22 protein-coding genes and 3 pseudogenes are annotated in these 25,774 nt (G+C 66.7%); 15 read left to right on the top strand and 10 right to left on the bottom strand.

All coding sequences use genetic code 11. From position 1 onward, the window contains the following. The first annotated feature begins 495 nt into the window (after positions 1-495). The 7 genes and pseudogenes from FV222_RS00020 to FV222_RS30855 all read left to right on the top strand — a co-directional run. Positions 496-1,506 (top strand): HWE histidine kinase domain-containing protein, encoded by a 1,011-nt coding sequence (locus FV222_RS00020; protein ID WP_210248414.1) that lies wholly within the window; start codon positions 496-498, stop codon positions 1,504-1,506. A gap of 101 nt (positions 1,507-1,607) precedes the next feature. After that, positions 1,608-3,551, top strand: a complete 1,944-nt coding sequence (locus tag FV222_RS00025; RefSeq protein WP_246685247.1) for a GAF domain-containing protein — start codon at positions 1,608-1,610, stop codon at positions 3,549-3,551. 88 nt (positions 3,552-3,639) lie between these two features. Further along, positions 3,640-3,957 carry a helix-turn-helix domain-containing protein gene (locus FV222_RS00030; protein WP_246685248.1) on the top strand — a complete coding sequence of 106 codons (318 nt, stop codon included), beginning with the start codon at positions 3,640-3,642 and terminating at the stop codon, positions 3,955-3,957. A 40-nt stretch (positions 3,958-3,997) separates the two neighbouring features. Then, positions 3,998-4,204 carry a hypothetical protein gene (locus FV222_RS00035; RefSeq protein WP_147812514.1) on the top strand — a complete coding sequence of 69 codons (207 nt, stop codon included), beginning with the start codon at positions 3,998-4,000 and terminating at the stop codon, positions 4,202-4,204. Between the two features lie 565 nt (positions 4,205-4,769). Further along, positions 4,770-4,964, top strand: a complete 195-nt coding sequence (locus tag FV222_RS00040) for a type II toxin-antitoxin system ParD family antitoxin (RefSeq protein ID WP_147812515.1) — start codon at positions 4,770-4,772, stop codon at positions 4,962-4,964. 4 nt (positions 4,965-4,968) lie between these two features. Further along, positions 4,969-5,805: pseudogene (locus tag FV222_RS30850) on the top strand (PAS domain-containing protein); the annotation flags it as partial. A 42-nt stretch (positions 5,806-5,847) separates the two neighbouring features. Then, positions 5,848-7,429: pseudogene (locus tag FV222_RS30855) on the top strand (ATP-binding protein); the annotation flags it as partial. A 204-nt stretch (positions 7,430-7,633) separates the two neighbouring features. On the opposite strand, the gene FV222_RS00050 reads toward FV222_RS30855, so the two are convergent. From FV222_RS00050 to FV222_RS00080, 7 genes are all read right to left on the bottom strand, one after another. Further along, positions 7,634-8,191, bottom strand: a complete 558-nt coding sequence (locus FV222_RS00050) for a hypothetical protein (RefSeq protein ID WP_147812516.1) — start codon at positions 8,189-8,191, stop codon at positions 7,634-7,636. A gap of 430 nt (positions 8,192-8,621) precedes the next feature. Further along, positions 8,622-9,689 carry a calcium/proton exchanger gene (gene cax, locus FV222_RS00055; RefSeq protein WP_147812517.1) on the bottom strand — a complete coding sequence of 356 codons (1,068 nt, stop codon included), beginning with the start codon at positions 9,687-9,689 and terminating at the stop codon, positions 8,622-8,624. Positions 9,690-9,754: 65 nt separating this feature from the next. Then, a complete protein-coding gene (locus FV222_RS00060; protein WP_147812518.1) occupies positions 9,755-11,008 on the bottom strand; it encodes a sodium:proton antiporter in 1,254 nt (417 codons plus the stop codon). 55 nt (positions 11,009-11,063) lie between these two features. After that, complete coding sequence (locus tag FV222_RS00065) at positions 11,064-12,131, bottom strand: endonuclease/exonuclease/phosphatase family protein (protein WP_147812519.1); 1,068 nt, start codon at positions 12,129-12,131, stop codon at positions 11,064-11,066. Further along, the gene (locus tag FV222_RS00070; protein WP_147812520.1) at positions 12,128-12,664 is read right to left on the bottom strand and encodes a YetF domain-containing protein; all 537 of its coding nucleotides are present in this window, start codon (positions 12,662-12,664) and stop codon (positions 12,128-12,130) included. The genes FV222_RS00065 and FV222_RS00070 overlap by 4 nt, the downstream gene beginning before the upstream one ends. Before the next feature lie 95 nt (positions 12,665-12,759). Beyond that, on the bottom strand, positions 12,760-13,029 hold the full coding sequence (locus FV222_RS00075) for a hypothetical protein (protein ID WP_147812521.1): 270 nt from the start codon (positions 13,027-13,029) through the stop codon (positions 12,760-12,762). Positions 13,030-13,284: 255 nt separating this feature from the next. Beyond that, positions 13,285-13,836: a fasciclin domain-containing protein gene (locus tag FV222_RS00080; protein ID WP_147812522.1), complete on the bottom strand. Its 552-nt coding sequence runs from the start codon at positions 13,834-13,836 to the stop codon at positions 13,285-13,287. Between the two features lie 381 nt (positions 13,837-14,217). On the opposite strand from FV222_RS00080, the gene FV222_RS00085 reads away from it, so the two are divergent. The 5 genes from FV222_RS00085 to FV222_RS00105 all read left to right on the top strand — a co-directional run bounded on the left by FV222_RS00085 (position 14,218) and on the right by FV222_RS00105 (position 17,656). After that, positions 14,218-14,682, top strand: a complete 465-nt coding sequence (locus FV222_RS00085) for a PRC-barrel domain-containing protein (protein ID WP_238273200.1) — start codon at positions 14,218-14,220, stop codon at positions 14,680-14,682. A gap of 26 nt (positions 14,683-14,708) precedes the next feature. Beyond that, on the top strand, positions 14,709-14,960 hold the full coding sequence (locus tag FV222_RS00090) for a hypothetical protein (RefSeq protein WP_147812524.1): 252 nt from the start codon (positions 14,709-14,711) through the stop codon (positions 14,958-14,960). A 109-nt stretch (positions 14,961-15,069) separates the two neighbouring features. Next, complete coding sequence (locus FV222_RS00095; RefSeq protein ID WP_147812525.1) at positions 15,070-16,050, top strand: mechanosensitive ion channel family protein; 981 nt, start codon at positions 15,070-15,072, stop codon at positions 16,048-16,050. Then, positions 16,047-17,345 (top strand): DUF2254 domain-containing protein, encoded by a 1,299-nt coding sequence (locus tag FV222_RS00100; RefSeq protein WP_147812526.1) that lies wholly within the window; start codon positions 16,047-16,049, stop codon positions 17,343-17,345. The genes FV222_RS00095 and FV222_RS00100 overlap by 4 nt, the downstream gene beginning before the upstream one ends. A gap of 59 nt (positions 17,346-17,404) precedes the next feature. Next, positions 17,405-17,656, top strand: a complete 252-nt coding sequence (locus tag FV222_RS00105; RefSeq protein ID WP_147812527.1) for a hypothetical protein — start codon at positions 17,405-17,407, stop codon at positions 17,654-17,656. A gap of 146 nt (positions 17,657-17,802) precedes the next feature. On the opposite strand, the gene FV222_RS00110 is transcribed toward FV222_RS00105, so the two are convergent. From FV222_RS00110 to FV222_RS00120, 3 genes are all read right to left on the bottom strand, one after another. After that, complete coding sequence (locus FV222_RS00110; RefSeq protein ID WP_147812528.1) at positions 17,803-19,287, bottom strand: SLC13 family permease; 1,485 nt, start codon at positions 19,285-19,287, stop codon at positions 17,803-17,805. Between the two features lie 88 nt (positions 19,288-19,375). Continuing rightward, on the bottom strand, positions 19,376-19,681 hold the full coding sequence (locus FV222_RS00115) for a DUF3862 domain-containing protein (RefSeq protein ID WP_147812529.1): 306 nt from the start codon (positions 19,679-19,681) through the stop codon (positions 19,376-19,378). A 73-nt stretch (positions 19,682-19,754) separates the two neighbouring features. Then, entirely contained in the window at positions 19,755-20,966 is a 1,212-nt protein-coding gene (locus FV222_RS00120; protein ID WP_147812530.1) for an efflux RND transporter periplasmic adaptor subunit, read from the bottom strand. Positions 20,967-21,095: 129 nt separating this feature from the next. Between FV222_RS00120 and FV222_RS00125 the strand changes: the two genes are divergently transcribed. The 3 genes and pseudogenes from FV222_RS00125 to FV222_RS00135 all read left to right on the top strand — a co-directional run. After that, positions 21,096-24,254, top strand: coding sequence for an efflux RND transporter permease subunit (locus FV222_RS00125; RefSeq protein WP_147812531.1), 3,159 nt, complete (start codon positions 21,096-21,098; stop codon positions 24,252-24,254). A 458-nt stretch (positions 24,255-24,712) separates the two neighbouring features. Next, positions 24,713-25,444, top strand: coding sequence for a hypothetical protein (locus FV222_RS00130; protein WP_147812532.1), 732 nt, complete (start codon positions 24,713-24,715; stop codon positions 25,442-25,444). Between the two features lie 18 nt (positions 25,445-25,462). Continuing rightward, positions 25,463-25,774 (top strand): annotated as a pseudogene (locus FV222_RS00135) (transposase); the annotation flags it as partial.

Raw genomic sequence — 25,774 nt, forward strand, 5'->3', positions numbered from 1 at the left:
TGCAAAGGTTTTACCCTCAGAGCAGCCCGATGATAGTAGTGGATCAGCGTATGAGGGGCCCAAACAGGGCCGACAGGAGCTGCTGGGATTTTCTGATATTTTTCAATAGCCTCGCCATTCGTTATGCCAAAAAATCGAACTGCCGGGTGTGAATCCTGGTGATTGAATGATGCCGCACTCATCGTACATGGCCGCGCAGCACCATGACAGAGAAGCGTTCATTTGGGTCGTAAATCACTACGACCTTCTGGAAAGCGGTGATTTGCGTCATTTATTCTTCTCGATGAATGATTGTTTGTAAAATATACACAGCCAAGTTATGGTTCGGTACTGATCCTCTTGCCGGACGAAGAGCGTGCGCCCGGGGGCGTCCCAGTGACGTTACGATTGGTTGGTCTCGACCTTTAAAACGGTCGCGGCATCGCTACGCCGTGCCGTGGCGACCGGTCGGACTGGCACGGCAACACGGCGGCGGAGCAAAGGACGTGCATGCCGATGTTCGTCGATACGCCCGATGCGTCCGCCGCCAAGAACTGGCTGGCCGCCATCGTCGAATCGTCCGACGACGCCATCGTTTCCAAGACCCTCGAAGGCCGCATCTCGACCTGGAACGCCGCCGCCGAGCGACTTTTCGGTTACAGCGGGCTGGAGGCGATGGGGCAGCCCATCGCGATGCTGGTGCCGGAGTGCCGACGGGATGAGATGCCACGCATCCTCGACCGCATCCGTCACGGTGACCGCGTCGAAGCCTACGATACCCAGCGCCGGCACAAGGACGGGCACGTCGTCGACATCCTCCTTCGCGTGTCGCCGATACGGGATGGCGACGGCAGGGTCATCGGCGCCTCCAAGATCGCACGCGACATCTCCGACCGCCGGGCGGCCGAGCGGCAACAACGGCGGCTCAAGGACGAGTTGAACCACCGGGTGAAGAACACCCTGATGACCGTGCAATCGCTCGTCAGCCAGACCCTGCGCAGCTCGCCCGACCCGGCCGCGTTCAAGGAAGCGTTCGAGACGCGGCTGATCGCGTTGTCGCGCGCGCATGACCTCCTGGAGCGGGGGCAATGGGAGGGGGTCGAGCTTCGCGACCTCATCGCGCGCAACCTGGCGCCCTTCGCCGAGCCCGACCGCATCGGGATGGGGGGACCGACGGTCCGGCTCGGCCCCGAGGCCACCGTGTCGCTTGGGCTCGCGTTCAACGAGCTGACCCTGAACGCGTTGACCGTCGGGGCGTTGGCCGGCATCGACGGTCGCCTCTCCGTCACCTGGGAGACGGCCGATTTCGGCGACGGGCGAGGCCCGTGCCTTCGGCTCGACTGGGTCGAGCGTCATGATCGCATGGTTGGGATACCGACCCGCAGGGGGTTCGGGCGCCGCTTCCTGGAGGATGCACTCGGGCGACAACTCGATGGCAGCGTCACGTTGGCCTTCGGTGCCGACGGCGTCCATTGCCATCTCGACCTGAGGCTGGCGGCGCTTCATGCCTCGGCGTTCACGCCATGAGCCCGCCGGCCGGAGATGGTTGCGGCCGGGACGTAAACGGGGAGTGCGTCGGACACGCCTCGGGACGGAACGGCTTCGACGATACCGAGCGCCTCGCCACGTTGGTCCGGTACGGCATCCTCGATACGCCCGGCGAGGAGGCCTTCGACGGTATCGTGCGCCTGGCGACCAAGCTCTGCGGCACGCCGGTCGGCATGATCACCCTCGTCACATCCAAGCGACAGTGGTTCAAGGCACGCGTCGGCCTCGAAGAGATGGAGACGCCGCTGGACCGGTCGATCTGCGTCCATGCCCTGCCCGAGCCCACCTTGTTCGTCATACCGGACCTGACCCGGGACGCGCGCACGATGGCGAACCCCGCCGTCACGGGCCCTTCCGCGATGCGCTTCTATGCGGCGGCGCCCCTGCGTACCGCTTCCGGCCATGGGCTCGGGACGCTGTGCGTCATCGACCGCGAGCCTCGCGAGACCGGTCTTACGCTGTCCCAGGCCGAGATCCTGACTGCCTTGGGCGACCAGGTCATGAGCCTGTTCGAGGCCCGCCGCGCCGCGCTCGCCGAGAAGGAGACCGCGTTGAGGCTTCGGTCGAGCGAGGCGTTGATCCAGGGCGTCCTGACCGCGTCGCCCGATTGCATCATGGTGCTCGACCTCGACGGCAACCTCGTCTTCATGAACGAACCGGGCATGAACCTCATGGGGATCGACGACTTCGCCGCCATCGCCGGGTCCCCCTGGCATCGGTCATGGACGGGGGCCGACGGCGCCAAGGCCCGTCAGGCGGTGTCGACGGCAAGGGCGGGAACCCCCGCCCGTTTCGAGGGGTGGGCCGACACCAAGCGCGGTGTATCCAAGTATTGGCACGTGATGGTCACCCCCATCGCCGGTTCGGACGGTCGGCCGGACCGACTGCTGGCCGTTTCCCGGGACCAGACGGAGGCGAGGCGGGATGCGGCGCGTCAGGTCGAGCTCACGACCCTGGGCGAACGTCTGTTAGGCATCGCCGACCCCTCGGAGGTCGGTGCCCGGGTCGCCGAGATGGCCGGGCGCGCCCTCGACCTGTCGCGGGCGGCTTACGGGACCATCGACCCGTCAGGAAGGATCATCGCCTTCGAGCGGGATTGGACGCGCCCCGGTCAGCGCAGCGTCGCAGGGCGTCATCCCTTCATGTGTTACGGCGCCTACGCCGACGACCTGCGCCGCGGCGAGGCCGTGGTCATCCCCGACGTCCGCACGGACCCCCGGACGGCGTCGAAGGCGACGGAACTCGGCCTTCACGGCATCGCCTCGCTCCTCGACGTGCCCGCAATGATGGAAGGGCGCCTCGTCGGCGTCCTGTGCCTGCACGACGCCGATCCGCGCGACTGGACGGACCGGGACATCGTCTTCGCGCGAGCCGCAGCGGAGCGAGGGCGCGCCGAACTGGCCCGGATCGCGGCGGAGGAGCAGCAACAGCTCCGGACACGCGAGGTCGGCCACCGCTTCAAGAACCTGCTCGCGATGGTCCAGGCCATCGCTACCCAGACGATGCGTTCGACCGACGACGTGAAGGTCGCGAGCGACATCCTCGCCGGGCGTCTCGCCGCGCTGGGCCAATCCCATGACCTACTCCTTGATGGTGGCATGGGAAGCGGTCCAATCCTCGACGTGGTGCGGCGCGCGCTCGACATGCATCTCGATGCGGCTGAGCGTTTCGACATCTCGGGGCCCGAGGTGCGGATCGGTGCCAAGGTCGCGCTGTCGCTGTCGCTGATGCTGCACGAACTCGCGACGAACGCCGTCAAGTACGGCGCGCTCTCGAACCTCTCCGGCCGGGTCACCCTCGGCTGGCAGGTCAGGGGCACCGTCGGAGAACCGAGGCTTCGCCTGACCTGGATCGAGGAGGGGGGCCCGCCGGTCGTCCCGCCGACGCGCAAGGGGTTCGGCAGCCGTCTGATCGAGCGCGGGCTCGCCGGCCAGGTCGGGGGCGTGGTCGAGCTGTCGTACCCGTCGACGGGGTTCGCATTCCTGATCGAGGCACCTCTGGCGGCATTCCAAGTCGAGATCTGACCGATACCCTCGATTCGACCGGAGCGTTCATGTGGTTCAAGGCAGGAAGTACGACACCGCGTCGGACGGTCGAATGCCGTGCCCGCTCATGGCGGAGCTGCATGAGCGGGCCGGCTACGAGCTTGATCTCGTCAACCACCACATGAACCTGCTCTCCTGTCTCACAGCGGAGGAGAAGGTCGCGGGCTTCCCGCTCGGCCTGCGCGGGCGCTACGCCCGCATAGGGCGGACCTCCGTGACCCTGGCTCTGCCGATGGGTCGCCATGACATCGCCGACCATCCCGGCCTCACGATCGAGACGGTCGGCCGGCTGCTGACGCGGCTCGACCGCGAAAGGGCGTTGCTGGTCGTGCCGGGCGGGGTGCGCCTGCTCGACTGCGACCGTCTGGAAGACCCAGCCGCCTAGTGCGAACTCGCCGGCTTTCCCTCGCAAGGACCGCGCAGACATGCCCACCCGCCACGACTTCCTCCTGAAGATAGCCGGCATCCTCGACTGCTCTGTGAAGGCGTTGCAGGGGGAGGAACCGCCCCCGGCCCACCTCGCGGACGCCGGGGAACTCATGAAGCTCTGGCACGCGTTGGAGCGGCCGGAGGATCGTGCCCTTCTGATCGCGGTCGCCCGGACAGTGGCCAGGCATCATCGGAACGCTTGAGGAGTTAAGGTACGCTGCGATCCCTCTCGTCGCCCTTACCCTCACGCAAGTGGCCCACCTCAGCGCAATTTGCCCTTGGTCAGGCAATCGGGTTCAGCGCCTCTACCGGATCGAGCCGAAACCCGGCGTTCCCCGCAACGGCTCAATTTCAGCCTCGATGAGGTGTAATTAGTAAACCTAGAGTTTTTTAAAACGGAACTTTGGTCCTCAAAGCGGATCATTGCACCGGAGAACACTGAGAACAGCAGCATGCGCCCTGAGTGGATGCTGCATTGTCGATCCCAATCAGAAACTTGATGTCGAGCTTGAGCGCCAACGGTCGCTGAATTTTTTGCATCTCATCAATCTTCGAAAAAGCGTCTGCTTTTCATATATTCCGGCCGAAAGCAGACAGGCAGGAATCCACCCCGAGCAGCCTTTCGGCTCGCGACTCATTCAAGGCGTCAGACTGACGTATCAGGTTCCAGGAGCCGTGTGGGATACCCTCCCTGGAACATCGACAGGCCGGTCCGCATGCGGAGAAGCCATGCTGTAAGCAGGTGTCATAGTCTGGTAGTAGTCGGAGATGGCCGTACGAAAAACCATCACCGTCTCGGTGACACCTGAGCAACACGCGTTTCTGGGCGAGCGCGTGCATTCCGGGCAATACGGCAGCGTGAGCGAGGTCGTCCGGGCGGCCTTGAGAATGCTCGAACGGAGCGAACCGGACTTCCTGCTGAAGGAACAGGCTCGCCTTGCCATCGGGCACAAGGTCCGCTGACCCTATGCCGATTGGACACGAAACCCATGGCGTCGGGGATGGCGACGCCCAAGCATCCGGCCAACCCGCGCCCGAGCACATTGAGATCGCCCGCGCGGCGACCCGGGCAAGCAAAGACCGCTTATCCCTTGCCGTCGACATCGCAAAGCTGGGCATCTTCGAGTGGGACACCGTCACCGGTGCGGTCGAGATGGATGCGAGGAGCCGTGAGATTTTCGGGCTCGCCGCGGACGGGCCGGTTCATCAGGACGAGGTGTTTACACGACTGGAAAAAATCGATGTTGAGCGCGCCTATGCGTTGACCGAGGTTGCCCGCGCGAACGGTACCGAGGTCGTGGCCGACTATCGGGTCACGCGCCCTGACGGCACGATCCGGATCGTGCGTAGCTCCAACAAGCCAATACAGGACGACGGCCACCTCCGGATGGTCGGCGTCTTCCACGACGTCACCGAGTTGAGGCAAGCCGAGGCCGACTTGCACGCCGTGAACGCAGACCTCGAACGCCGGGTCATCGAGCGCACACAGGTGCGGGGTCGGACCTGGGCCCTTTCCCCCGACCTCATGGGCGGACTGAACGAGCACGGCTACTTCGAGACGTCGAACCCGGCTTGGGAAACCCTGCTGGGATGGTCGGAATCCGAGGTCGCTCGTACGCCGATCTGGGATCTTCTGCATCCCGATGACCTCGAACGCACCCGAACCAATTTCCGGGAGGTCCTGCAGGAACAACGGCTCGCCAGGGAGGCGAACCGCTACCGGTGCAAGGACGGGTCCTATCGTTGGATCTCGTGGATCGGCGTGCCGGAGGATGGCCTCGTCTACTGCAGCGGACGCGACATTACGGCCGAGAAGCAGCGGGAGGCCGAACTCGCCTCCAGAACCGCTGAGCGCAACCTGCTCGCGACCATCGTCGAGAGTACCGACGTGATGATGATGGCCTGCGACCTCGACTACGGCATCCTCGCCCTGAACAAGGCCAACGCCGACGAGTTCGAGCGCGTCTACGGCATCCGGCCGAAGGTCGGCGACAACCTGCTGGCGTTGCTGGCCGACCAGCCGGAGCAACTCGAACAGGTCAAGCTAGGCTGGGGGCGTGGCCTCGCCGGGGAGGAAACTACCTTCGTCGAGGATTTCGGCGACCCGAACCGGGAGCGCCCGTACTACGAGGTCAGCTTCCGCACGTTGCAGAACCAGCATAGCGAGCGCATCGGCTGCTACCAGTTCGTAACGGACGTGACCGAGCGGCTGCGCGAGCAATCCATCCTTGCCAAGACGCAGGAGCACCTCCGGCAGTCGCAGAAGATGGAGGCTGTCGGCCAACTGACCGGCGGCGTTGCGCACGACTTCAACAACCTGCTGACCGTGATCAAGTCGTCCACCGACCTCCTGAAGCGACCGAACCTCCCGGAGGAGCGCCGCGTCCGGTACATCGGGGCGATCTCCGACACGGTCGCCCGGGCCGCGAAGCTCACCGGTCAGCTCCTCGCCTTCGCCCGTCGCCAAGCTCTCAAGCCGGAGGTCTTCGACGTCAGTCAGAGCGTCAAGGCCATCGCCGAGATGCTCGGAACGCTGATGGGCGCGCGCATCGCGATCACCACGGAGCTTCCCGACGAAGCCTGTCTCGCCGACGCCGACCCGAGCCAATTCGACACGGCGCTGGTGAACATGGCGGTCAATGCGCGCGATGCGATGGGCGGCGAGGGCCGTCTCGTCATCCGCATCCAGTCGGTCGACGCAATACCGGCCGGCGGATTGCGCCCCCCCCCTTCCTGGCCGGTTCGTCGCCGTTTCCGTCTCCGACACCGGCACGGGCATCCCGGCCGATCGCCTGGAGCAGATCTTCGAGCCGTTCTTCACCACGAAGGCCGTTGGCCAGGGAACGGGACTGGGGCTGTCGCAGGTGTTCGGCTTCGTCAAGCAAACCGGAGGCGAGGTTCTCGTCGACAGCGAGATAGGTCTCGGCACGACCTTCACCCTATACCTGCCGAGGGTGGACGGCGAAGCACGGGTCCCTGACACGGCGGAACCCGAGCCTCTGGTCGATGGTCATGGCACCCGCGTGCTCGTCGTCGAGGACAACATCGCGGTCGGATCCTTCGCCACCCAGACGCTGGCGGAGCTCGGGTACCTCACGGTCTGGGCTTCGGACGCGGAGCAGGCACTGGCCGAGCTGGGATCGGACGCCGACAGGTTCGACGTCGTGTTCTCTGACGTGGTCATGCCCGGCATGGACGGCATCGACCTCGCTCGCGAGATCCACAGACGGCATGGTGACCTGCCGGTGCTGTTGGCCTCCGGTTACAGCCACGTGCTCGCCGACAAGGGTACGAAGGGCTTCGAACTCCTTCACAAGCCGTACTCGGTCGAGGCACTTTCTCGCGCCCTCCGAAAGGTCGTGGCCCGGCGGCGCAGGAAACGGAAGCCTTCGAGGTTGGAAGAATCTGTGGCACCGCCTCCGCGTTAGGTCGTAGCCGCCATCCTTCATGCGTTCGAGGATTGACGCGCGAGTCCGGCGTCAGCTTTTTTGGCAATCGCATCCAAAGCAGACTGACAGAAATCCACCCGTTTCGGCCGTAGATCTCTGTCTTGACGAGCGGAACGCAAGCGGACGTTCCCGAAAAAGAAAGGGCCGCCCGAAGGCGACCCCAATATCAATTTGGTTTGGAGGTCAGTACCCGCAGCCGTAGGGCGAATACCCGTAGCCGCCGCCGTAGCCGTAGCCGACTGGCTGGCCGTAGCCATAGCCACCACCATAACCACCGCCGTAGCCGTAGCCGACCGGACGAGCGTAGCCGTATCCGCCGTAACCATATCCACCGTAGGCGTTCGATGCGATGGCACCCGCTGCGAGACCGGCGATGCCAAGCCCGATCACCGCACCCGGTCCGATACCCCGGCGCCCGTAGCCGCCACCGTAGTATCCGCGGCCATACCCACCGCGGTACCCGCCATAGCCACGACCATAACCGCCGCCGAAGCCGACGCCCCTGTATCCGCCGAAACCGCGACCGAACCCTCCGCGTCCGAAACCGACTCCCCTGTACCCGCCGCCGAAGCCACGACCGAACCCGCCGTGACCGAACCCACCACGGCCAAAACCGCCACCGTGACCGAACCCACCGTGGCCGAAGCCACCACCATGACCGAAGCCACGAGCCTCAGCGGATGGCGATGCTAATACGCCAAGGCCCAAGGCTGCCGTCGCAACAAGAGCAATCTTATTCATGCGCAAAGAATTTCCGGAGATGTTTTGCATAATTTAAGAACGGCGTTGGAACTACGACAGTTCCATATTCGTCGGGCTAAAACACTACGTAACAGACCATGCAGTCACTGCCCTCGGTTTGTACCGGTATAGAATGACTACGCGAAGCACGATGCTTGAGGTGAACGCATTACGCATTCAGACGGCGGGTCGTGATGCGGATACGCGGCCTAACGACCGTGGAGACGGCTTGACAGGGCGGCATCAACTACGGTGGCGGAGCGCATCGGCGATGGCCAGGATCACGGGCGCACGCTGTCGCCGGCATCCCGACGCCGCGTAGGCAGCACTCCATTCGCCGGCAAGGCCACCAGCGCCGTCATGGGAATGGTGACGCCGGTCGACCTTGCGCCCCCCTCGCTACCTTGGATGGCGCGGTGCCATACTGGGGTCAGGCCGGGCTCGCGAAGAAGAAGGCCAGGCCGAACAGGACGTAGACCCCGAGCAGCAGGAGGCCTTCGAACCACGTGGTTTCGCCGTCGCGAGCGATGGCGTTGACGATGAAGGCGGTGCTCGCGATGCCGAAGAGGTGCAGCGGGTTCGAGAACACCAGCGACATCGGGTGGCCGAGCGCCCATGAGATGATCACGAGCAGCGGTGCCAGCACCAGCGCCACCTGGATGGCCGAACCGATGCAGATGTTTAGCACGAGGCCCATGCGATCCTCATGGGCGAACCACGCCGCCGCGAACAGGTCGCCGGCCGTGCCGACCAGGGCCAGCACGATCACGCCGAGAAACATAGGCGAGAGGTGCAGGCTCCCGGCAGCCTCAGTGATCGTCCCCGAGAGCATCTCGGACTCGAAGGCGATGGCGACCGTCGCGGCGATCAGGACCCCGATGGCGAACGACAGGCTCCAGTCCGCCTCACCGCTACCCTTGTCGTTCGAGAACACGTCGCGGTGGGTGACCAGCGTGAACGCGAGGTTGGCGAGGTAGAGCAGCAGCAGAACGACTGAGACGCCGAGGCTGACCTCCTCGTCGGTGATGCTCAGCGTTTTGCCCTGGCCGGACATGCGTCCGCTCAAGTCGAACACGGCCGGCAGCAGCAGGGCGATGACGACAAGGATCAGCAGGGTCGACAGCAAGCCGGCGCGCTCCGCGCTGAACTTCTGCCGCTCCCGCGTCGCCCCGCCGACGATGATGGCGAGACCGAGCCCGAACAGGCTGGTCCCCATGATCGAGCCGGCGATCTGCGCCTGCACCACCGCGGCCTCGCCGCGCAGGAGCACGAACAGAGCGAGGACGAGCTCGGCGATGCTGCCAAAGCTGACGGTGAGCAGGCCGCCGATGGCAGGCCCGACCCGGTCGGCAAGCTGGTCGGTGGCGCGTCGGACCCACTCCGCCAGGACGGCGATGGCCAGCGCGCTGGAGGCGAACACCAAGAGCGGCGAGGCCCCGACGAGGTACTTCAGCGCCGCCGAGATCGGGATGAGGACGAGGAGGACGGTGAAGACCATGTGGGGTTACGATATCCGATGGAGGTGTACCGGCCGACGCGGGCCGGTGCCGTAGGCGTCGTCTCTCAGCCGACGCGCAGCGTGCGCCGTGCCACAATGCCGAGCGTCGAGCCCTGGACGATGATGGTGAAGAGCACCACCGCGTAGGTCGCCGCCAGGATCGCGGGCTTTGCGTCGCTCTCCGGGATGGAAAGCACCAGCGCCACCGAGATGCCGCCGCGCACCCCCGCCCAAGTGAGGAACGGCACGTTGCGCGGCGAGAGGTTGCCGCCCCAGCGGAACATGAGAAGCGGGGTCGAGACGGCCACCAGCCGGGCGACGAGGACGATGGGCACCGCACAGGCTGCGAGCGCCAGCCCACCGAGCTCGAAGCGCAGCACCAGCACCTCCAGCCCGATCAGCAGGAACAAGACCGAGTTCAGCACCTCGTCGATCAGCGTCCAAAGCGCCGAGACGTAGCCCTGCGTCCGCTCGCTCATCGCGTCGCGCGGGGCCCGGTCGCCGACAAGGAGCCCTGCGGCGACCACCGCGAGGGGGCCGCTGAAGTGGAGCTTCTGGGCGAGCGCGTAGGTCCCGGCGACCAGCGCCAGGGTTATCAGTACCTCGACCGGGAAGTCGTCGATGGCGCGCATCGCCCGGTAGGCGACGTAGCCGGTGACCACCCCGAGGACGAGGCCGCCGCCGGCCTCCTGCACGAGCAGCTTGGCCACGCCACCGGCGCTCGTGGTCTCCCCGCCCGAGCCCGCGGCGAAGGCCACCAGCACCGTGAACAGCACGATGCCGATGCCGTCGTTGAACAGGGCCTCGCCCTGCATCTCGACCTCCAATGCCTCGGGGACCTTCACGTTCTTGAGCGTGGCCAGCACCGCGACCGGATCGGTCGGGCTGATCAGCGATCCGAAGACGAAAGCCCAGGCGAGCGGGACCGGCCTGCCGATGAGGTCAGCGGCCAGCCAGAACGCGCCGCCGACGATGGCCGTGGAGATCAGGGTGCCGACCAGCGCCAACGTCGCGACGGCCCAGGCTCGGTCGCGGAGCATGCGCAGGTCGAGGCTCATGGCGCCGGCAAACAGCAGGAACGCCAGCATGCCGTTCATCACCACGTCGGTGAAGTCGACCTGGCCGAGCACCTGGGTGAGGTCCGCGTAGAGGTGCTGGGCCGGGAAGGCGAGGTCGAGGCCGACGAGCGAGAGCGAGGCGAGCAGCCCCATCACCAGCAGACCGATGGTGTGCGGCATCCGTAGGAAGCGGCGGTTCAGCCAGCCGAACAGGGCCGAGAGGGTCAGCAGCATCGCCGCCAGGTCGAAGATCGAGATCATGGGTGTCTCCGACCCGCTTCGAGGCGGGCTGCGAGGCCGTTTGCGGCACGTAGGTTCATCGGGACTGCAGTCGTTCGGTCGTCCCCGCCGCTGCAAGCACCGCGTTGGCCTTGGCGACGTCCTCGGCGCTCTGCTGAACAGGTGTCATCGGGGTTTTGCCGGTCCGGCGGCATAGACGCACGAGGTAGGGGAAGTGATCCGAGCCGAAGGCGTCGAGGCGTTCGACGGAAACCGTCGCGAAGCCGCCCTCGTGTAAGACCTGGTCGAGCGGCCAGCGCAGCCAGGACGAGTGCGCGTTCCAGGTCGCGACGTAGCCGTAGCCGCGGCGCGGGTCGATGAGCCCGGACAGCCTGGCCATGCGCTCCACCGCGATCTCCCACGGCGTGGCGTTGAGGTCCCCGGCGAGGACGCCGGGCTCGGCCCGTTGGCGCAGCACAGACGCCGCTGCGTAGAGCTGGGCGTCCCGTCCGCGAGCGGATTGCCAGGGCTGCGGCGGCTTCGGGTGAAGACCGATGAAGTCGATGACCTCGCCGCTGCGCAGGGTGACGCCGGTCACGACAGCCGGAGTGTCCTGCCCTCCGAGATGCCGGATGCCGCCGTTCACCAGGGGCAGCCGCGAGAAGAAGTGGATGCCGTAGTACGAACCCGTGATCCTTTGCAGGGCATGGGGCATCGACGCGAGCACGGGCTTCAAGGCCTCGTCCCACCACGCGTCGGTCTCCATCGCGAGGAACAGGTCGGGCTCCTCCCGCGCCACGGCTTCGACCAGGGGCGTGGCATTTCGATTCCCAAATTGTACGTTTGCGATCAGCACCGAGAGCCGGCGCTCGACCGGGCATGCGTCGACCCGCATGCCGCCCGTGGGCCGATAAGGCCACAGGATCCAGGCGTTGACCGCAAGCGCGAGGGTTGCGAGCGCAAGAGCCGGAAGGGTCGACCTCGGAGATCCCTTGAGGAAGGGGAACAAGGCCAGACCGACGACCGACGAGCCGACGGCGAAGGGTAGGCGCGGGAAGTCGAGCAGCCGCACCGCCCACCACTCGGTGGGGATCAACGGGATCAGGCTGGCGGCGGCGAGAACAGCGGAAAGTAGGATGAGGGTATAACGGACGAAGGACTTCACGAGAGGCGCTCGGCAGGTTGGAACTCCTCCGGCAGAGAGACGCCGGTCAGGCCGTCCACGCGGTCGGACAGCGTCTTGAGCACGCTGATCGAGCCGTCTGTCTCAAGCACGACCGCGGCGGCCTGCGAGAGGTCATCGAGGCCCTCCGAACGCAGGGCCGAGAGCACGTCGTCTTGGGTCATGCGCTGGCGGCGCATCGCGCCTTCGACCAGTTGCCCTTGGTGGGCGAGCAACGTCGGCTCGGCCTTGACCAGCGACCTGACCCGCGCCGAGCGGACGCTCGACCAGGTGATCAGGTACTGCAGCCCGATGAGGGTCGCGAGGGCGAGCACCCCTTCCAGCAGCGCGACAGATTTGGTCAGGACGATGGAGGATAGGGTCGAGCCGAGCGCCACGGTCACGACGAGGTCGAACGCGTTCAGCTTGGTCAGGGTGCGCTTGCCCGAGATCCTAAGGAACAGGATCAGTGCGACGTAGGCCAAGGGCCCGACCACGACGACCCTGAGCAGGCCGGACCAGCTATCGAAGAACATCCTGGGCGATCTCCGGGTGTGTTCCCCGGAGGGATGGTTCTCGACATGCGGGCTTCCCGGCGGGGAGGTCCGCGGACGTTCCGCTCAATCGCCGGTCAGCGCATGTCCTTGGGCAGGTGCTTGATCGGGTCCGTCCTGCTGCCCTGGGTCTTGCCCTGGACCGAACTCTCGGACCGCATGACGTCGGTCGAGGACTGGATCGCGCTCGGCGGCGCGACCTGACCGTTGCCCTCGTGGCGCGCGTTCCCGGCGCCCTTCGTCGTCGAGGTTCCGGAGGGCAGCGTCCCGGGCGTCGGCTGGTCGATGGAACTGGCGGCCGACTGGGCGACCACCGGGCCTGCAAGCGCCACGCCGGAGGCGATCATGACGGTTCCGACGATGCGCCTCACGACGGGACCGGACGCATGCCGGACAAAGTTGGGCGAGCTCATGCGGAAGGTCCTGTCGGTTCGGCGGTCATCGGGGGTGTCGATCTGAAGCTCCGCCGAACCCGTTAGTTCCTGTTCCGGCCGTGAAACCGACGATGCGAGACGATCCGCTTTCGGGTGGTGTCCGACATTCCAAGCAGTCACCGATGCCGGCCAACCCCGTGAGAGGGGTAGGCCGGCCGTGGTGTCGGGTTACTTCGGCATCAGGACGCTGTCGATGACGTGCACGACGCCGTTCGACTGGAACACGTCGGCCTGCTCGACGAAGGCGCCGCCGCCCTTCTGATCGATCAGCGCCAGCCGGTCGCCGTCCATCTTCACGGTCAGCACCTGGCCTTCGACCGTCTTCAGGTTGGCCTCAGTACCGCCCATCTTCGCCTTGGCCATCAGGTCCTTAGCGTCGAGCTTGCCCGGGACGACGTGGTAGGTGAGCACGCCCGTCAACGTCTTCTTCATGTCGGGCTTCAGCAGCGTGTCGACGGTGCCGGCCGGCAGCTTCGCGAAGGCCGCGTTGGTCGGGGCGAACACCGTGAAAGGGCCCTTGCCGCTCAGGGTGTCTGCGAGCCCGGCGGCCTTCACGGCGGCGACCAGGGTCGTGAGGTTGCTGGCCTTGGACGCGTTCTCCACGATGGTCTTGTCGGCCATCATCGGAGCTCCGCCGACCATGGGTGCGGTCTCGGCGAAGGCCGGCGCCGCGAAGGCCAGGCCGGAGGCGAGGAGGGCGGCGGTCAGGGTCGTACGCATCATTGAAAGTCCTGTTGACGTCATAACGGCTCGATCATCGAGGCTCGTGACGACGTTACGGACCCATGTGCCTCTCCGTTTCACGGATTAGATCACAAGAATTTCATCGACGGCACGCAAGAGAAGAGGGATTAAATTTTCTCCATCTCGAATGGACCAAGCGCTTACTGCGGGAAATTGGATTTTCCACTCAGATCCAGCATTTCTACCGGGCCGTTTCTGGGGAAATCATGACCAAACATTTATGCGCGGCCTCTTTTTTCTGAACGTTTCCTGAACGCGGACGTTAGGGCCCCGAACCGTGCAGCCGGGGTGGGTAAGAGCCCGGTCCAGATGGGACGATCCCGGTTGCATCTTCGAAACGATAATCGGGAGAACGTCTTGTCCTATCGCACGATCACCGCCGCCCTCGCGCTCGCATGCCTGTCCGTCCCGGCCCTGGCCCAGACGACCCCGGCACCGGGCACGGCCATGCCCGCGTCCTCCGACATGACGTCCTCCGGCATGGGGATGAAGATGGCCGACACCGCGACGGTGAAGCTCAAGTACGTCACCGTGAAGCCGGCCGACGTAATGTCGTCCAAGCTCGTGGGCACCACCGTCTACAACAACAAGAACGAGACCGTCGGCGAGGTCGAGGATCTCGTCATCGAGAACGGCAAGACGCTGACCGGCGTCGTCGTCAGCGTCGGCGGCTTCCTCGGCATGGGCGAGAGCTACGTCGTGCTCGACCCGTCAACGCTGGCCATCAGCGACAAGGACGGCAAGTGGATGGTCCACGCCGACACCGACAAGGACACGCTGAAGAACGCTCCGAAGTTCACCTACTCGAAGATGAAGAAGTGATCGGCCGCACAAAAGGAGAGACGACCATGAAGCACACCATCCTCGCCTCGGCGCTCCTGGCCGGCCTCGGTCTCGGTGCCTCCACGATGCCGTCAGCGGCCCTGCCGGTGAACGTGACTGGCGTCGCCCCGGCCGCGAACGCGGACCTTATGCAGGTGCGCATGCACCGGCGCCACCGCATGCGGCAGGGCTCGGCGAGCCGCGGCAACGCCAGCATGCCCTCGCGTGGTGCCCGCGGCCAACAGTATGGCGGAACGACCGGCGGCCCGCGTCGCTGATCCGTTTGGAGCGTGACCCGCGGGGGCCTGCCGCCCTCGCGGACGACCAACGAGCGCCGTCGGTTGGCACATCTGCCACCGGCGGCTTTCGCATGAATCGGGACACCGCATGATCTTTTCGGAAGCGCTGGGACGTCTCGAAGGGCTTGGCCGCTCGGCCGCCGCCCTCGTGCCGGGGCTCGTCATCGCGCTCGTCCTGTTCGGGATCGGGTTGCTGGTGGCCCGAGGCGTTCGCGCCGCCGTGCGCCGTGCCGCCGAGATGCGGGAAGCCTCGCCCGGCTCGGCCGCGGTGCTCGGGCGCATCGCCGGCGGCATGACCATCCTGGTGTCGTTCCTAGTCGCGGCCTCGGTAGCCTTCCCGTCGGTCTCCGCAGCCGACCTGTTCAACCTGCTCGGCATCGGCGGCGTCGCCATCGGCTTCGCCTTCCGGGACGTGCTGCAGAACCTGCTGGCCGGCATCCTCATCCTGCTGACCCGCCCCTTCGTCATCGGCGACCAGATCCGGGCCGGCTCGCACGAGGGCACGGTCGAGGACGTCTGGGTCAGGGCGACGGTGCTGCGGACCTACGACAACCAGCGCATCCTGATCCCCAACGCGACGCTGTTCGTCGACAAGATCACGATCATGACCGCGCACGACAAGCGCCGGCTCGCCTTCCCGCTCACCATCGGCAACGGCGACGACATGAAGGAGGCCCGCCGCGTCATTGTCGAGGCCTTGCGCGGGACCGAAGGCGTGCTCGCCGACCCGGTGCCGGAGGCGCTGGTCACGGGACTCGGGGCCGCCGGCGTCGACATGACCGCGCGGTTCTGGATCGACCCGCCCCGGAGGCGCGACGCGGTGGACGCGCTCGACCACGCGATCTCGAACGTCAAGGACGCGCTCACGGCCGCCGGCATCGATTTGCCGTACCCGACGAGCCAGGTCCTCCTGCACGACCAGACCGAGGCGGCCGACGGCGACCGCACCCGCCAGCGCGAGGGCTGGCCGGCCGGCAGCAGCCCGCCGCGAGCCCGCTGGCAGGTGCTTCGCGAGGATCGTGACGACCTCGAACGCAAAGACGACGCAGGAAAGCAGGAGCGGGTATGAAGGCGCGTCTCCAGGCCTGGATCGAGTTCCTGGGCGACCTGTTCTGGCTCCGGCCGGCCCTGATCGTGCTCGGCTGCATCGCGCTGGCACAACTCGGGATCTGGCTGGAGACGGCCCACCTCGCCGGCTACGACGCCTCCTCGCCGAACCAGAACTGGGGCTATTCCGGCGGGGCCGAGGGGGCTCGGGCCCTACTCAGCGCCGTGGCGTCTTCAACCATCGGGGTCGCCGGCACGACCTTCTCCATCACCATCGCGGCCCTGACGCTGGCCTCCGGCCAGATGGGCCCGCGGCTCCTGCGCAACTTTACCCGCGACGCCCGCAACCAGATTGTCCTGGGCATCTTCCTCGGCACCTTCGCCTACGCGCTGATGGTCCTGCGCACGGTACGCACCGTGCAGGAGAGCCCGTTCGTCCCACACCTCGCGATCACCGGGGCGATGGTGCTGGCGCTGCTCTCGCTCGCCACCCTGGTCTGGTTCGTCCACCACATCGCCGCCAGCATCAACGTCGAGACGGTGGTCGACGCGGTCCATCGCGACCTCCTCTCCGCCGTCGGGGCTCGCACTCGCGAAACCGCAGGTATGACGCTCCCGGCCCGGCTACCGACCGGTGGTGGGGTCTCCACCGATGGCAGCGGTTACCTGCAAGCCGTCGACGAGGATGGGTTGGCCGACTGGGCCCACGAGCACCGTGTCACCGTCGCTTTGCGCGTGCGCCCGGGCGACTACGTGCCGAGCGGGTTCCCGGTCGCGTTCCTCTCCGCCGGGGTCGAGGGCGCGGGGCCGGCCATTCGCCGGGCGCTGACGTTCGGGCGACGCCCGGCCGCCCTTCAGGACCTGGAATACTCGATCCGGCAGCTCGTCGAGATCGCGGTCCGGGCGCTCTCGCCGGGCATCAACGACCCCTTCACCGCCGGCAGCGTCGTCGACCACCTCGGGGACGCCCTGTGCCGCGTGGCGTCGCGGCATCTGCCGACCGGAGCGGTCGCGCGCGAAGGCGAGGTCGTGGTCGTCGTGCCGGTGACCGACTACGACGGCCTGTGCGATTCCATGTTCCACATGATACGCCAGAACGCCGCCGGCTCGGTGCACGTGCTCGCCCGGATGCTCGACGTGCTCACCCGCATCGCCGAGGTAGAGCGGCTGACGAACCGGACCGCAGAGCTCGCCCGCCATGCGGATCTCGTCATCGCCGCGGCCAGGCGTGACGTGGCCGATCCGCACGACCTTGCCGACCTGGAAGCAAGACATGCCCGCTTCGTGAGAATGCGCGACGGCGACCAGCCCGCGTAAGGTCGCACGACATTCCCCGGTGCCACATCCTCGTCTCCGATCCATCGAAGGACGGCCGAATGATCCGTTTCACGCTGATGCTCCTCGTTGCGGCATTTCCCTCGCTGGCGATTGCCGCATCCGTCGCCGAGCAACCGAAGGATGACGGCGTCCGGACCGATGGGATGGGCGTCGGGACCCGCCCCAGCGGTGAGGTCACGCGACCGGGCACGCACATGACGACCGCAGGGTCGGGCGCCGGGGAAGGGAAGCCTGGCGCGAAGGCCGGCACGCTCGGATCAACCACCAAGGAAGCGCCGAGACCGCGTTAATCGTACGCGTCGGTCAAGTCGCTTGCGGTCGTATCGTCGTCGGCCCCCGACGTCCGCGCCCTCGCGGGCGCGCGGAAGCAGGAGCGTCCGTTGGGTTCATCCCCGTCAGGTTCGCGGCGCCATTGGCAGGGCTGGCTGACCCGACGTCACAGGGCCAGGCCGACGTGCGACCAGAAGAGATAGTAGGCAGCGACCATCAGCGCCGCGTAGGCGGGCGCTAGGAACGCGCTAAGCTTGAGGAGGTCCGACGAGCTCCAGGTCGGTCGCTCGTCGCCCTGGAAAATCAGCAAAGCCTTCGAGGAGACCGGCAGGGTGAGGCAGTAATCCATCCCGGCATTGGCCAGGAAAGCGACCGCGACCGGGTTGAGGCCGAGCCTGTCCGACAGCAGGATAAGCGGTGGCAGCAGCGCCACGACCCGCGCGGTGTGTGACACCATGTAGAGATGCGCCGTCAGGCCGATCCCCGTCAGTCCGAGCAAGATCAGGACGGTCGGGCTGTCACCGTGCAGACCACTCGCCGACAGCGCCGAGCCGATCAGCCATTTTGCGGCGCCCGTCGAGATTAGCGCGCGGCCGAGAACCAGGGAGGCGGCGATGAAGAGCACGAGCCCCCAGTTCACGGCCTTCACGCCATCGTCCCAGTCGAGCACGCCGACGACGGGCATCGTCAGGATCACAGCGCCCACGACCGCAACGGTGGCGATGCCGAACGGGTGATACCCCTCCGTCAGCCAGAGCCCCAGCATGGCGAGCACCACCGCTCCTGTCCGCCACTCCTCGGCGGAGAGCGGACCGGACGGGGCCTCGATCTCCGCCACCCGCCGCGTTCGCGTCTCTGCATCGAGGAACAGACGGCCGACTAGGAAGGTCGTGATCAGGCATGCGGCCAGCCCGAACGGCAGGCCCCAGAGCATCCATTGCCCGAAGCCGATGCTGCGGTCGGAGAGTCGTTCCAGCAGGTCGACGGTGACGAGGTGCGAGCCGGCGCCGGTGAGGCTGCAGATCGTCGAGATGACGATAAGGGCTGGGATCAGCAGGCCAGTGGCCTTGGCGAGACGGGGGTCGTCGTCGGACTCGGTTAGACTGCGATGCAATGGCAGGAGCACCGTCGCCCGCCCGGACGTCGATGGGATCAGGAAGGCGAGCGGGACGATGCCGAACGTCAGGCGCCACATCAGGCCTCCGACCGTGGTTCCCCGCCCCGCTATCAGGGCGGTAAGCCGGCCCGCGAGCCCACTTTTCTCCACGGCTGCGCCCAGGACGAAGGTGCCGATCACGAGCCAAACCACCTTCGAGCCCAGGCCCTCGATCAGCGCCCGTTGCTCCACGGCCCGGACCGCCACGAGGGACACGGCCGCGGCGACGGCGACGTAGGCCGCGCTCAGGTCGGTCAAGATCCAGAGGATGGCAGCCCCACCGAACGCCAGCAGCGCGGCCCGCGCCGGCCAATCGAGCCCATCCGGCAGGAACACCGCCACGCAGAGTGCCGCCAGCGCGCAAGATGCCGCCAAAGCCTGCGCGGGTAGCCTGCTCATACCTGGCCGGCCGCGGCCCGAGTGCAACTTAGCGCGACGCCCGTCAGGAAGGTTCGCATCATCTGCTCCGAATTGCCTCCAGCTGACCTGGGACATTTTGCATGGCGCCCCATAGGAACTGAAATTTCCAGAAGCAGCTGTTCGGGCGAGCAGCGTTCCTCGGCGGCTGGTCGCCCAGGTGCCGTCAGTTCACACCGAGCTGCGATTTGCTCGTCAGGCGGCCGTTGCGGAACGAGACGGTGAGGTTGGCGCCGTAGCTGCCAGTACCGCGCCACGTATAGGTCGTCCGCTCGGTCCGGCCGATCGTCATGTGGGTCACCCGCCGGCCGGGGCATCCGAGGCGCTCGACCGCCCGATGGTAGCTCATGCCACGCTTCAGGGCGGCGTAGGCCGCTTGCGTGGCCCGGCAGCCGGAGGGTTTTGCGACCGCCGACCCGCAGGGGAGGACGAGGAGGGCGGCGAGGGCTGGCGCGAGACGGAGGATCGACATGGCGTTCCGGTGGCGTGACGATTTGAGTGACGACGGCGTGAGGATGAGGTGCGGCGGCTCGCGCAAATCCCGCTTAGCCCGGCTCCGCGGCGGCCGGCGTGCCGGTCTCCGCGGGGCTGGCGTCCGGCGCGACTTCGCCCACCGGCCGCACCACGACCTTGAGGTCCTGGCGCATCTCCTGGAGGTGATCGACCACGACCTGGTCGCCGTCGGAGAGCCCGTCGAGGATCGCGGTGTTTTCGCCGTAGGCGTCGCCGGTGGTGACGGGCTTCTGCTGGACCTTCCCCTCGGCGTCGACCACGTAGACGATCTGCTGGGCGAGCTGCGCGTCGAGAGAGGCTGTCGGCACCAGCAGCCGGTCCTTCGTGCCGGTGCGGATGCTGGCGCGGACGAACTGGCCCGGCAGGAAGCGCTCGTCGGCGTTCGGCATCAGGGCGCGAACCAGGCGTCGGGCGGTCCGTGGGTCGAACCGGTTGTCGAGCTGGTAGATCTTGGCCTCGCGCACCGGCTTGCCCTTCGCGTCGAGCACCGCGACCGTGACGCCGCCCTTCGTCATGGCCGCGCGGATCGTCTCGGAATCCTCGCTCGACAGCGCCATCTGCACGTCGATGGGATCGAGCTGGACCACGGAGACGAGCTGCGTCTGGTTCTCGATGACGAGGTCGCCGGGGTTGATGGTCGAGAGGCTGGCGCGCCCGTCGAAGGGCGCGTTCACCACCGCGTAGTCGAGGTTGAGGTTCTGCCGGGCGATCGCGGCCTCGGCGCCCTGGACCTGCGCGACGGCAGATGTGCGGTTCGATTGCAACTGCTGGAAGCGCTGTTCCGTGGCGTAGCCCTTGTCGGCCAGGGATTCGGTGCGGTCCACCTCAGCCTGCGCGAAGGTGAGCTGGGCCTGGGCCTGGGCCTGCTGCGACTTGGCGGTCTGCAACGCCACCTCGAACGGGCGCGGGTCGATGCGGAACAGCACCTGCCCCTTCTTCACGTGGCCGCCCGGCTCGAACGGCCGTTCCATCACGTTGCCGGTCACCCGCGCCTGCAGCGTCGCGTCCTGCTGGGCGATGATCGTGCCGGTGTAGGTGAAGCGGATCGGGACCGGCACCTTGCGCGCCGTCACGACCCGGACCTCCAGCGGCGCCTCGTCCGGCTCGGCGGCGGGCTTGGCCGTGGTGAACGGCAGGGCGGCGAGCATCCGGTGCGGCGTCGGGCGCCCGGCCGCGTACCAGCCGCCCGCGCCTGCCAGGACGACGATCCCGGCCCCGAGGCCATACTTGAATGCTGCCCGCACCGACGACGCTCCCGATCTCCCCGGGTCCGGTCACCGCGACCGCCCAGCGGCAGAGGAACACGCACGCGGGCCGGACGTTGCAACGCGGGCTCCACGAAGGTGTCCTAGGACCGGAAGCCACGATCCCGCATGTTCGCCCGCTTCGTCGACCGGCCGGTGCTCGCCGGCGTCATCTCCGTGCTGATCACACTGATCGGCGCCGTCGCCGGCCTGACGCTGCCGATCGCGCAGTTCCCCGAGATCGCGCCGCCAATCATCAACATCCAGGCGACCTATCCCGGCGCCAGCGCCGAGCAGGCCTACGAGGCGATCGCGATCCCGCTTGAGCAGGAGATCAACGGCGCGCAGAACCTGCTCTACATCAGTTCCACCAGCAACACCGACGGCAGCGTCAGCATGGACGCGACCTTCGAGGTCGGGTCGAACCTTGACGCGGCGGCGGCGGAGGTGCTGACGCGCGCCAACCGGGCCGAAGCCAAGCTGCCGCCCTCGGTCAACGCGCAAGGGCTTGAGATCACCAAAAGCTCGCGCCAGCGCCTCGGCAATATCGTCCTCTACGCGGAGGACGGCGCCCCCTACGATGAGCTGTTCCTCGCCAACTGGGCCGAGACGCAGGTGATCAAGCCTCTGCGCCGCGTCCAGGGCATGGGGCGCATCGTCAATTTCTCGAACAAGCGCTACGCGATGCGGGTGTGGCTCGACCCGCTGAAGATGGAGGCGCTCGGCATTAGCCCAGGGGCGGTCTCCACCGCCATCAGCCAGCAGAACGCGCAGATCACCACCGGCACCCTCGGCAAGCCCCCCGTGGACCAGGCCACCGCGTTCGAGCTGCAGCTCGTGACCCAGGGGCGCCTGCGCCGGCCCGAGGAGTTCGCTAACATCCTCCTGCGCGCCAACCCGGACGGCTCGGTGGTCCGCATCCGCGACGTCGCCCGGGTCGAACTCGGCTCCGAGCAGTACGGCGTCCGGTCGAGCTTCGACGGGTCTCCGTCGGCGACCCTCGGGCTCTATCAGAACCCCGACGCCAACGCCGTCCAGGTCATGGACGGCGCCCGCGCCACCATGAAGGACCTCGCCAAACGCTTCCCGCCCGGGCTCAAGTACAAGATCGCCCTCGATCGGACCGAGTTCGTCAAGGAGGCGATCTTCGAGGTGGTCCGGACCCTGTTCGAGGCGCTCGCCCTCGTGGTCGTGGTCACCTACCTGTTCCTGCAGAACTGGCGCGCGACGCTGATTCCGGCCATCGCGGTGCCGGTGGCGTTGGTCGGCACCTTCGGGCCGATGGCGCTGCTCGGCTTCTCGTTCAACACTCTGAGCCTGCTCGGCATGGTGCTGGCGGTGGGGCTCGTGGTCGACGACGCCATCATCGTCGTCGAGAATACCGAGCGCCTGATGGACGAGGGTATGGCCCCGCGCAAAGCCTCCCGCGAGGCCGTCACGGAGGTCGCCGGGCCGGTGATCGCCACCACCCTGGTGCTCGCCGCTCTGTTCGTGCCGGTGGCCTTCATCCCCGGGCTGACCGGCAAGCTCTACAACCAGTTCGCGCTCACCATCGCGATCTCGGTGATGATCTCCGCGGTCGTCTCGCTGACCCTCACCCCGGCTTTGTGCGGGCTGATCCTCAAGCACCGCGCGGCGGACGCCAAGGACGAGAGCCGCTGGCGCGCCCCCTTGCGCGCCTTCAACCGGGTGCTGGAGGGCGCGAGCCGCCGCCTCGTCGCGGCGATCGGATGGCTCACCGGGCACGTCGCCCTCGTCGGCGTCGCCTTCCTGGCGTTTGCCGCCCTCACGGTGTGGATGACCGTCGCGCGCCCGTCCGGCTTCGTGCCGGACGAGGACCAGGGCTACTTCTTCGCCGACGTAGTCCTGCCCAAGGGCGCGTCGGTCGCCCGCACCAACGCGGTGGTCGATCGCCTCGGCGACGCGCTGCGCGAGATTCCGAGCGTCGAGCACACCATCGGCGTCACCGGGCGCAGCATCCTCGCCGACGCGATCGCGCCGTTCTACGGCTTCCAGATCCCGACGCTGAAGCCGTGGGGCGAGCGGACCCAGAGCGTCGACGACGTGATCACCGCGGTGAAGACGCGATTCAAGCACGATCCCGACGGGCAGGTCCGCGTGGTGAACCCCTCGCCGCTGCCCGGCCTCGGATCGCGCAGCGGCCTGACGCTAGAGCTTCAGGACCGCAGCGGCACCGGCGGCCTCAAGCTCGCCCAGGCCGCCGACCGCTTCATCGCCGAAATGGAAAAGCTGCCCTCCGTCGGCCGCGCCATCCCCACCACCAGCTACGGCGTCCCGCAGATGCGGTTGGAGATCGACCGCGCCAAGGCCGAGCAACTCGGCGTGCCACTGCAGAACCTGTTCGACGCGCTCGGCACCTATGTCGGCTCGAGCTTCGTCAACCTCTTCAACCGCTTCGGCTACGTCTACCAAGTCTACGTGCAGAGCGAGGCCTCGGGCCGCCGCACGATCGAGGACGTCGAGGCGCTGACGGTTCTGAACAACCGTGGCGAGCCGGTCCGGGTCGGCTCGCTGATCCAGACCCACTTCGTCACCGGGCCGACGGCGGTCCTCTCCTACAATACCTACCCGACCATCGAGATCGCGGTGGACACGGCGGCCGACGCCAGCTCGGGCACCGCCATCGCGGCGATCGAGGCGCTCGCCGAGGCCAAGCTCCCCTCGACCTACGCGGTGGAATGGACCGACGTCGCCTACCAGGAGAAGATCGCCGGCGGCTATGCGCCGCTCATCTTCGGGCTCGGCACGCTGATGATCTTCCTGCTCCTCGCCGGACAGTACGAATCCCTGCGCCTGCCCTTCGTGATCCTGCTCGGCACCCCGATCGCGATCTTCGGCGCCGTGGGCTTCCTGGCGATCCGCGGGCTCGCCCTCGACATCTTCGGGCAGGTCGGGCTCCTGCTCCTGGTCGGGTTGGCCGCGAAGAACTCGATCCTCCTCGTCGCCTTCGCCGAGGACCTGCGCAAGCAGGGCGAGGACGTGCTGAAGGCCGCCCAGGACGCGGCGCGCCTGCGCATGCGCCCAATCCTGATGACGTCGTTCGCCTTCATCATGGGCTCGGTGCCGCTCGCCATCGCCAGCGGCGCCGGCGCGAACGCCCGGGTCTCGATGGGCACGGTGGTGATCGGCGGCCTGCTGGTGGCGACCTTCATCACCCTGTTCGTGACCCCGACCTTCTACGTCGCCTCCGAGCGGCTGCTGGGAAGGCCGGAGGCCTCGCCTAATCCGGCCGAACGCGCCGAAGGCACGCCGCAACCGGCAGAATGATCGGGCGGACCGAGGCGCAAGCCTCTTTGTGCGGGGTACGCTCGTGCTGCCGCATTCTGGCTCGGCTGCTTAAACGCAGCGTTGCTCCAGAGCAGTCAGACTGCTTTCCACCCAACCTGGTCGTTGACCTCTGCCTCGTCAGCCTGGGAGCGGACCTTCCGAGGGTCTGAGAAGGGTCAACAGCGTGGCTTGGAGGTGCGCGGGTCGAACGTCCGAGAGGGGCAGGAAGCAGCAGCTTGGACAGGCGAGTCGGTCGAATTCAGATTCTGGGGCCTAAATCGAATATCCCACATCGTATGGCTATCAATGAGCAGGGGATAGGCGATCTTCAATGCATCGGCCGAGTTGGTTGCGGTTCGCGTGACGACGCGACCCGCGGTTCTTTCCGCGCAGGTGCTTCAATGAGCTATGATCCTACTAAGACAACACCACTAACACAATCAACTCCGCTCCCTGAGTTGAAGGACGGTCTGCTCGGTTCAACAGCGTCGGTTCCGTCCTTTGATCACGGTGGGACGGAACCTCAAATCATCGAGGCTGCGGCTGATGCGAACGCCGTGATCGAAATGAACGAACCTGCCGACCTTCAACAGCAGCCGGTCGTTTTAAAAACGGGTCGGGTTGCAGCCGATCAACCAGGCCGGCGCGGTCTCGAAGCCAAAGCCGCGACAACGGCAGCGCTTGCGGATGAACCGGATGAGCGGCCCGCTGGCGCTCCCGATCTGACTTTGTTGTTTCCGTCGCTGCCGCCCGTGCCGCCGTTTCCGCTCGACGCCCTGCCTCCGGGCCTGCGGAAAACGATCGACCAACTACTGAAGGTCCGCCTGACCGATCCGGCTTTCGTCGCCACCGCAGCCTTCGCCACGATTGCCGGCGCCCTGGGAACGGCCGTCTACCTGCAGGTCAGTCCGGCCGAGCGGGAGCCCTGCAGCATCTATGGAATCAACATCGGTGCGACCCACACCGGCAAGACCGTCGCTTACGATTTCACAGCTGGCGAACTTGAACGGTTAGACATGGAGACTGCACTCCAATCGCGGGTCCCGGCAGGACGTCAACGCATCGCAAAAGTTGTCGAACAGGAACGAGATCGGTGCCTGCGCCAGGCAATCCGTCAAGGCATCAAGGTGGGAGAGACAGACTTTGGTCCGCCCCCATTGAAGTGGTCCGCCCTTTGGTATGGCTTTTGAGCCTGGAGGACGGACGAGATGGCAAAGCACCCGAAGCCCGAGGAGATCGTCGCGAAGCTACGTCAGGCGGACGTTCTGATCTCCCAGGGCCAGAGCGTGGCCGATGCAATCCGCGCGCTCGGTGTGAGTTCGGTGACGTACTACCGGTGGCGGCGTGAGTTTGGCGGCCTGAAGTCGGATCAGGTTCGACGGATGAAGAGTCTTGAGACCGAGAATGCTCGGCTTCGAAAGGCAATCGCCGATCTCACCCTCGACAAGCTGATCCTGCAGGAGGCGTCCCGGGGAAACTTCTGAGCCCCGCGCGCCGACGCGCCTGTGTCGAGCACATCC

It is taken from the genome of Methylobacterium sp. WL103 (assembly GCF_008039885.1).
GTDB lineage: Bacteria > Pseudomonadota > Alphaproteobacteria > Rhizobiales > Beijerinckiaceae > Methylobacterium > Methylobacterium cerastii.

What these genes read in the sequence shown, in the direction of transcription:
- FV222_RS00020 (WP_210248414.1), top strand. Translation starts at nt 496, where the DNA reads ATGTTCGTCGATACGCCCGATGCGTCCGCCGCCAAGAACTGGCTGGCC.
- FV222_RS00030 (WP_246685248.1), top strand. Translation starts at nt 3,640, where the DNA reads ATGGCGGAGCTGCATGAGCGGGCCGGCTACGAGCTTGATCTCGTCAAC.
- FV222_RS00035 (WP_147812514.1), top strand. Translation starts at nt 3,998, where the DNA reads ATGCCCACCCGCCACGACTTCCTCCTGAAGATAGCCGGCATCCTCGAC.
- FV222_RS00040 (WP_147812515.1), top strand. Translation starts at nt 4,770, where the DNA reads ATGGCCGTACGAAAAACCATCACCGTCTCGGTGACACCTGAGCAACAC.
- FV222_RS00050 (WP_147812516.1), bottom strand. Translation starts at nt 8,191, where the DNA reads ATGAATAAGATTGCTCTTGTTGCGACGGCAGCCTTGGGCCTTGGCGTA.
- cax (WP_147812517.1), bottom strand. Translation starts at nt 9,689, where the DNA reads ATGGTCTTCACCGTCCTCCTCGTCCTCATCCCGATCTCGGCGGCGCTG.
- FV222_RS00060 (WP_147812518.1), bottom strand. Translation starts at nt 11,008, where the DNA reads ATGATCTCGATCTTCGACCTGGCGGCGATGCTGCTGACCCTCTCGGCC.
- FV222_RS00070 (WP_147812520.1), bottom strand. Translation starts at nt 12,664, where the DNA reads ATGTTCTTCGATAGCTGGTCCGGCCTGCTCAGGGTCGTCGTGGTCGGG.
- FV222_RS00075 (WP_147812521.1), bottom strand. Translation starts at nt 13,029, where the DNA reads ATGATCGCCTCCGGCGTGGCGCTTGCAGGCCCGGTGGTCGCCCAGTCG.
- FV222_RS00080 (WP_147812522.1), bottom strand. Translation starts at nt 13,836, where the DNA reads ATGCGTACGACCCTGACCGCCGCCCTCCTCGCCTCCGGCCTGGCCTTC.
- FV222_RS00090 (WP_147812524.1), top strand. Translation starts at nt 14,709, where the DNA reads ATGAAGCACACCATCCTCGCCTCGGCGCTCCTGGCCGGCCTCGGTCTC.
- FV222_RS00095 (WP_147812525.1), top strand. Translation starts at nt 15,070, where the DNA reads ATGATCTTTTCGGAAGCGCTGGGACGTCTCGAAGGGCTTGGCCGCTCG.
- FV222_RS00100 (WP_147812526.1), top strand. Translation starts at nt 16,047, where the DNA reads ATGAAGGCGCGTCTCCAGGCCTGGATCGAGTTCCTGGGCGACCTGTTC.
- FV222_RS00105 (WP_147812527.1), top strand. Translation starts at nt 17,405, where the DNA reads ATGATCCGTTTCACGCTGATGCTCCTCGTTGCGGCATTTCCCTCGCTG.
- FV222_RS00110 (WP_147812528.1), bottom strand. Translation starts at nt 19,287, where the DNA reads ATGTCCCAGGTCAGCTGGAGGCAATTCGGAGCAGATGATGCGAACCTT.
- FV222_RS00115 (WP_147812529.1), bottom strand. Translation starts at nt 19,681, where the DNA reads ATGTCGATCCTCCGTCTCGCGCCAGCCCTCGCCGCCCTCCTCGTCCTC.
- FV222_RS00125 (WP_147812531.1), top strand. Translation starts at nt 21,096, where the DNA reads ATGTTCGCCCGCTTCGTCGACCGGCCGGTGCTCGCCGGCGTCATCTCC.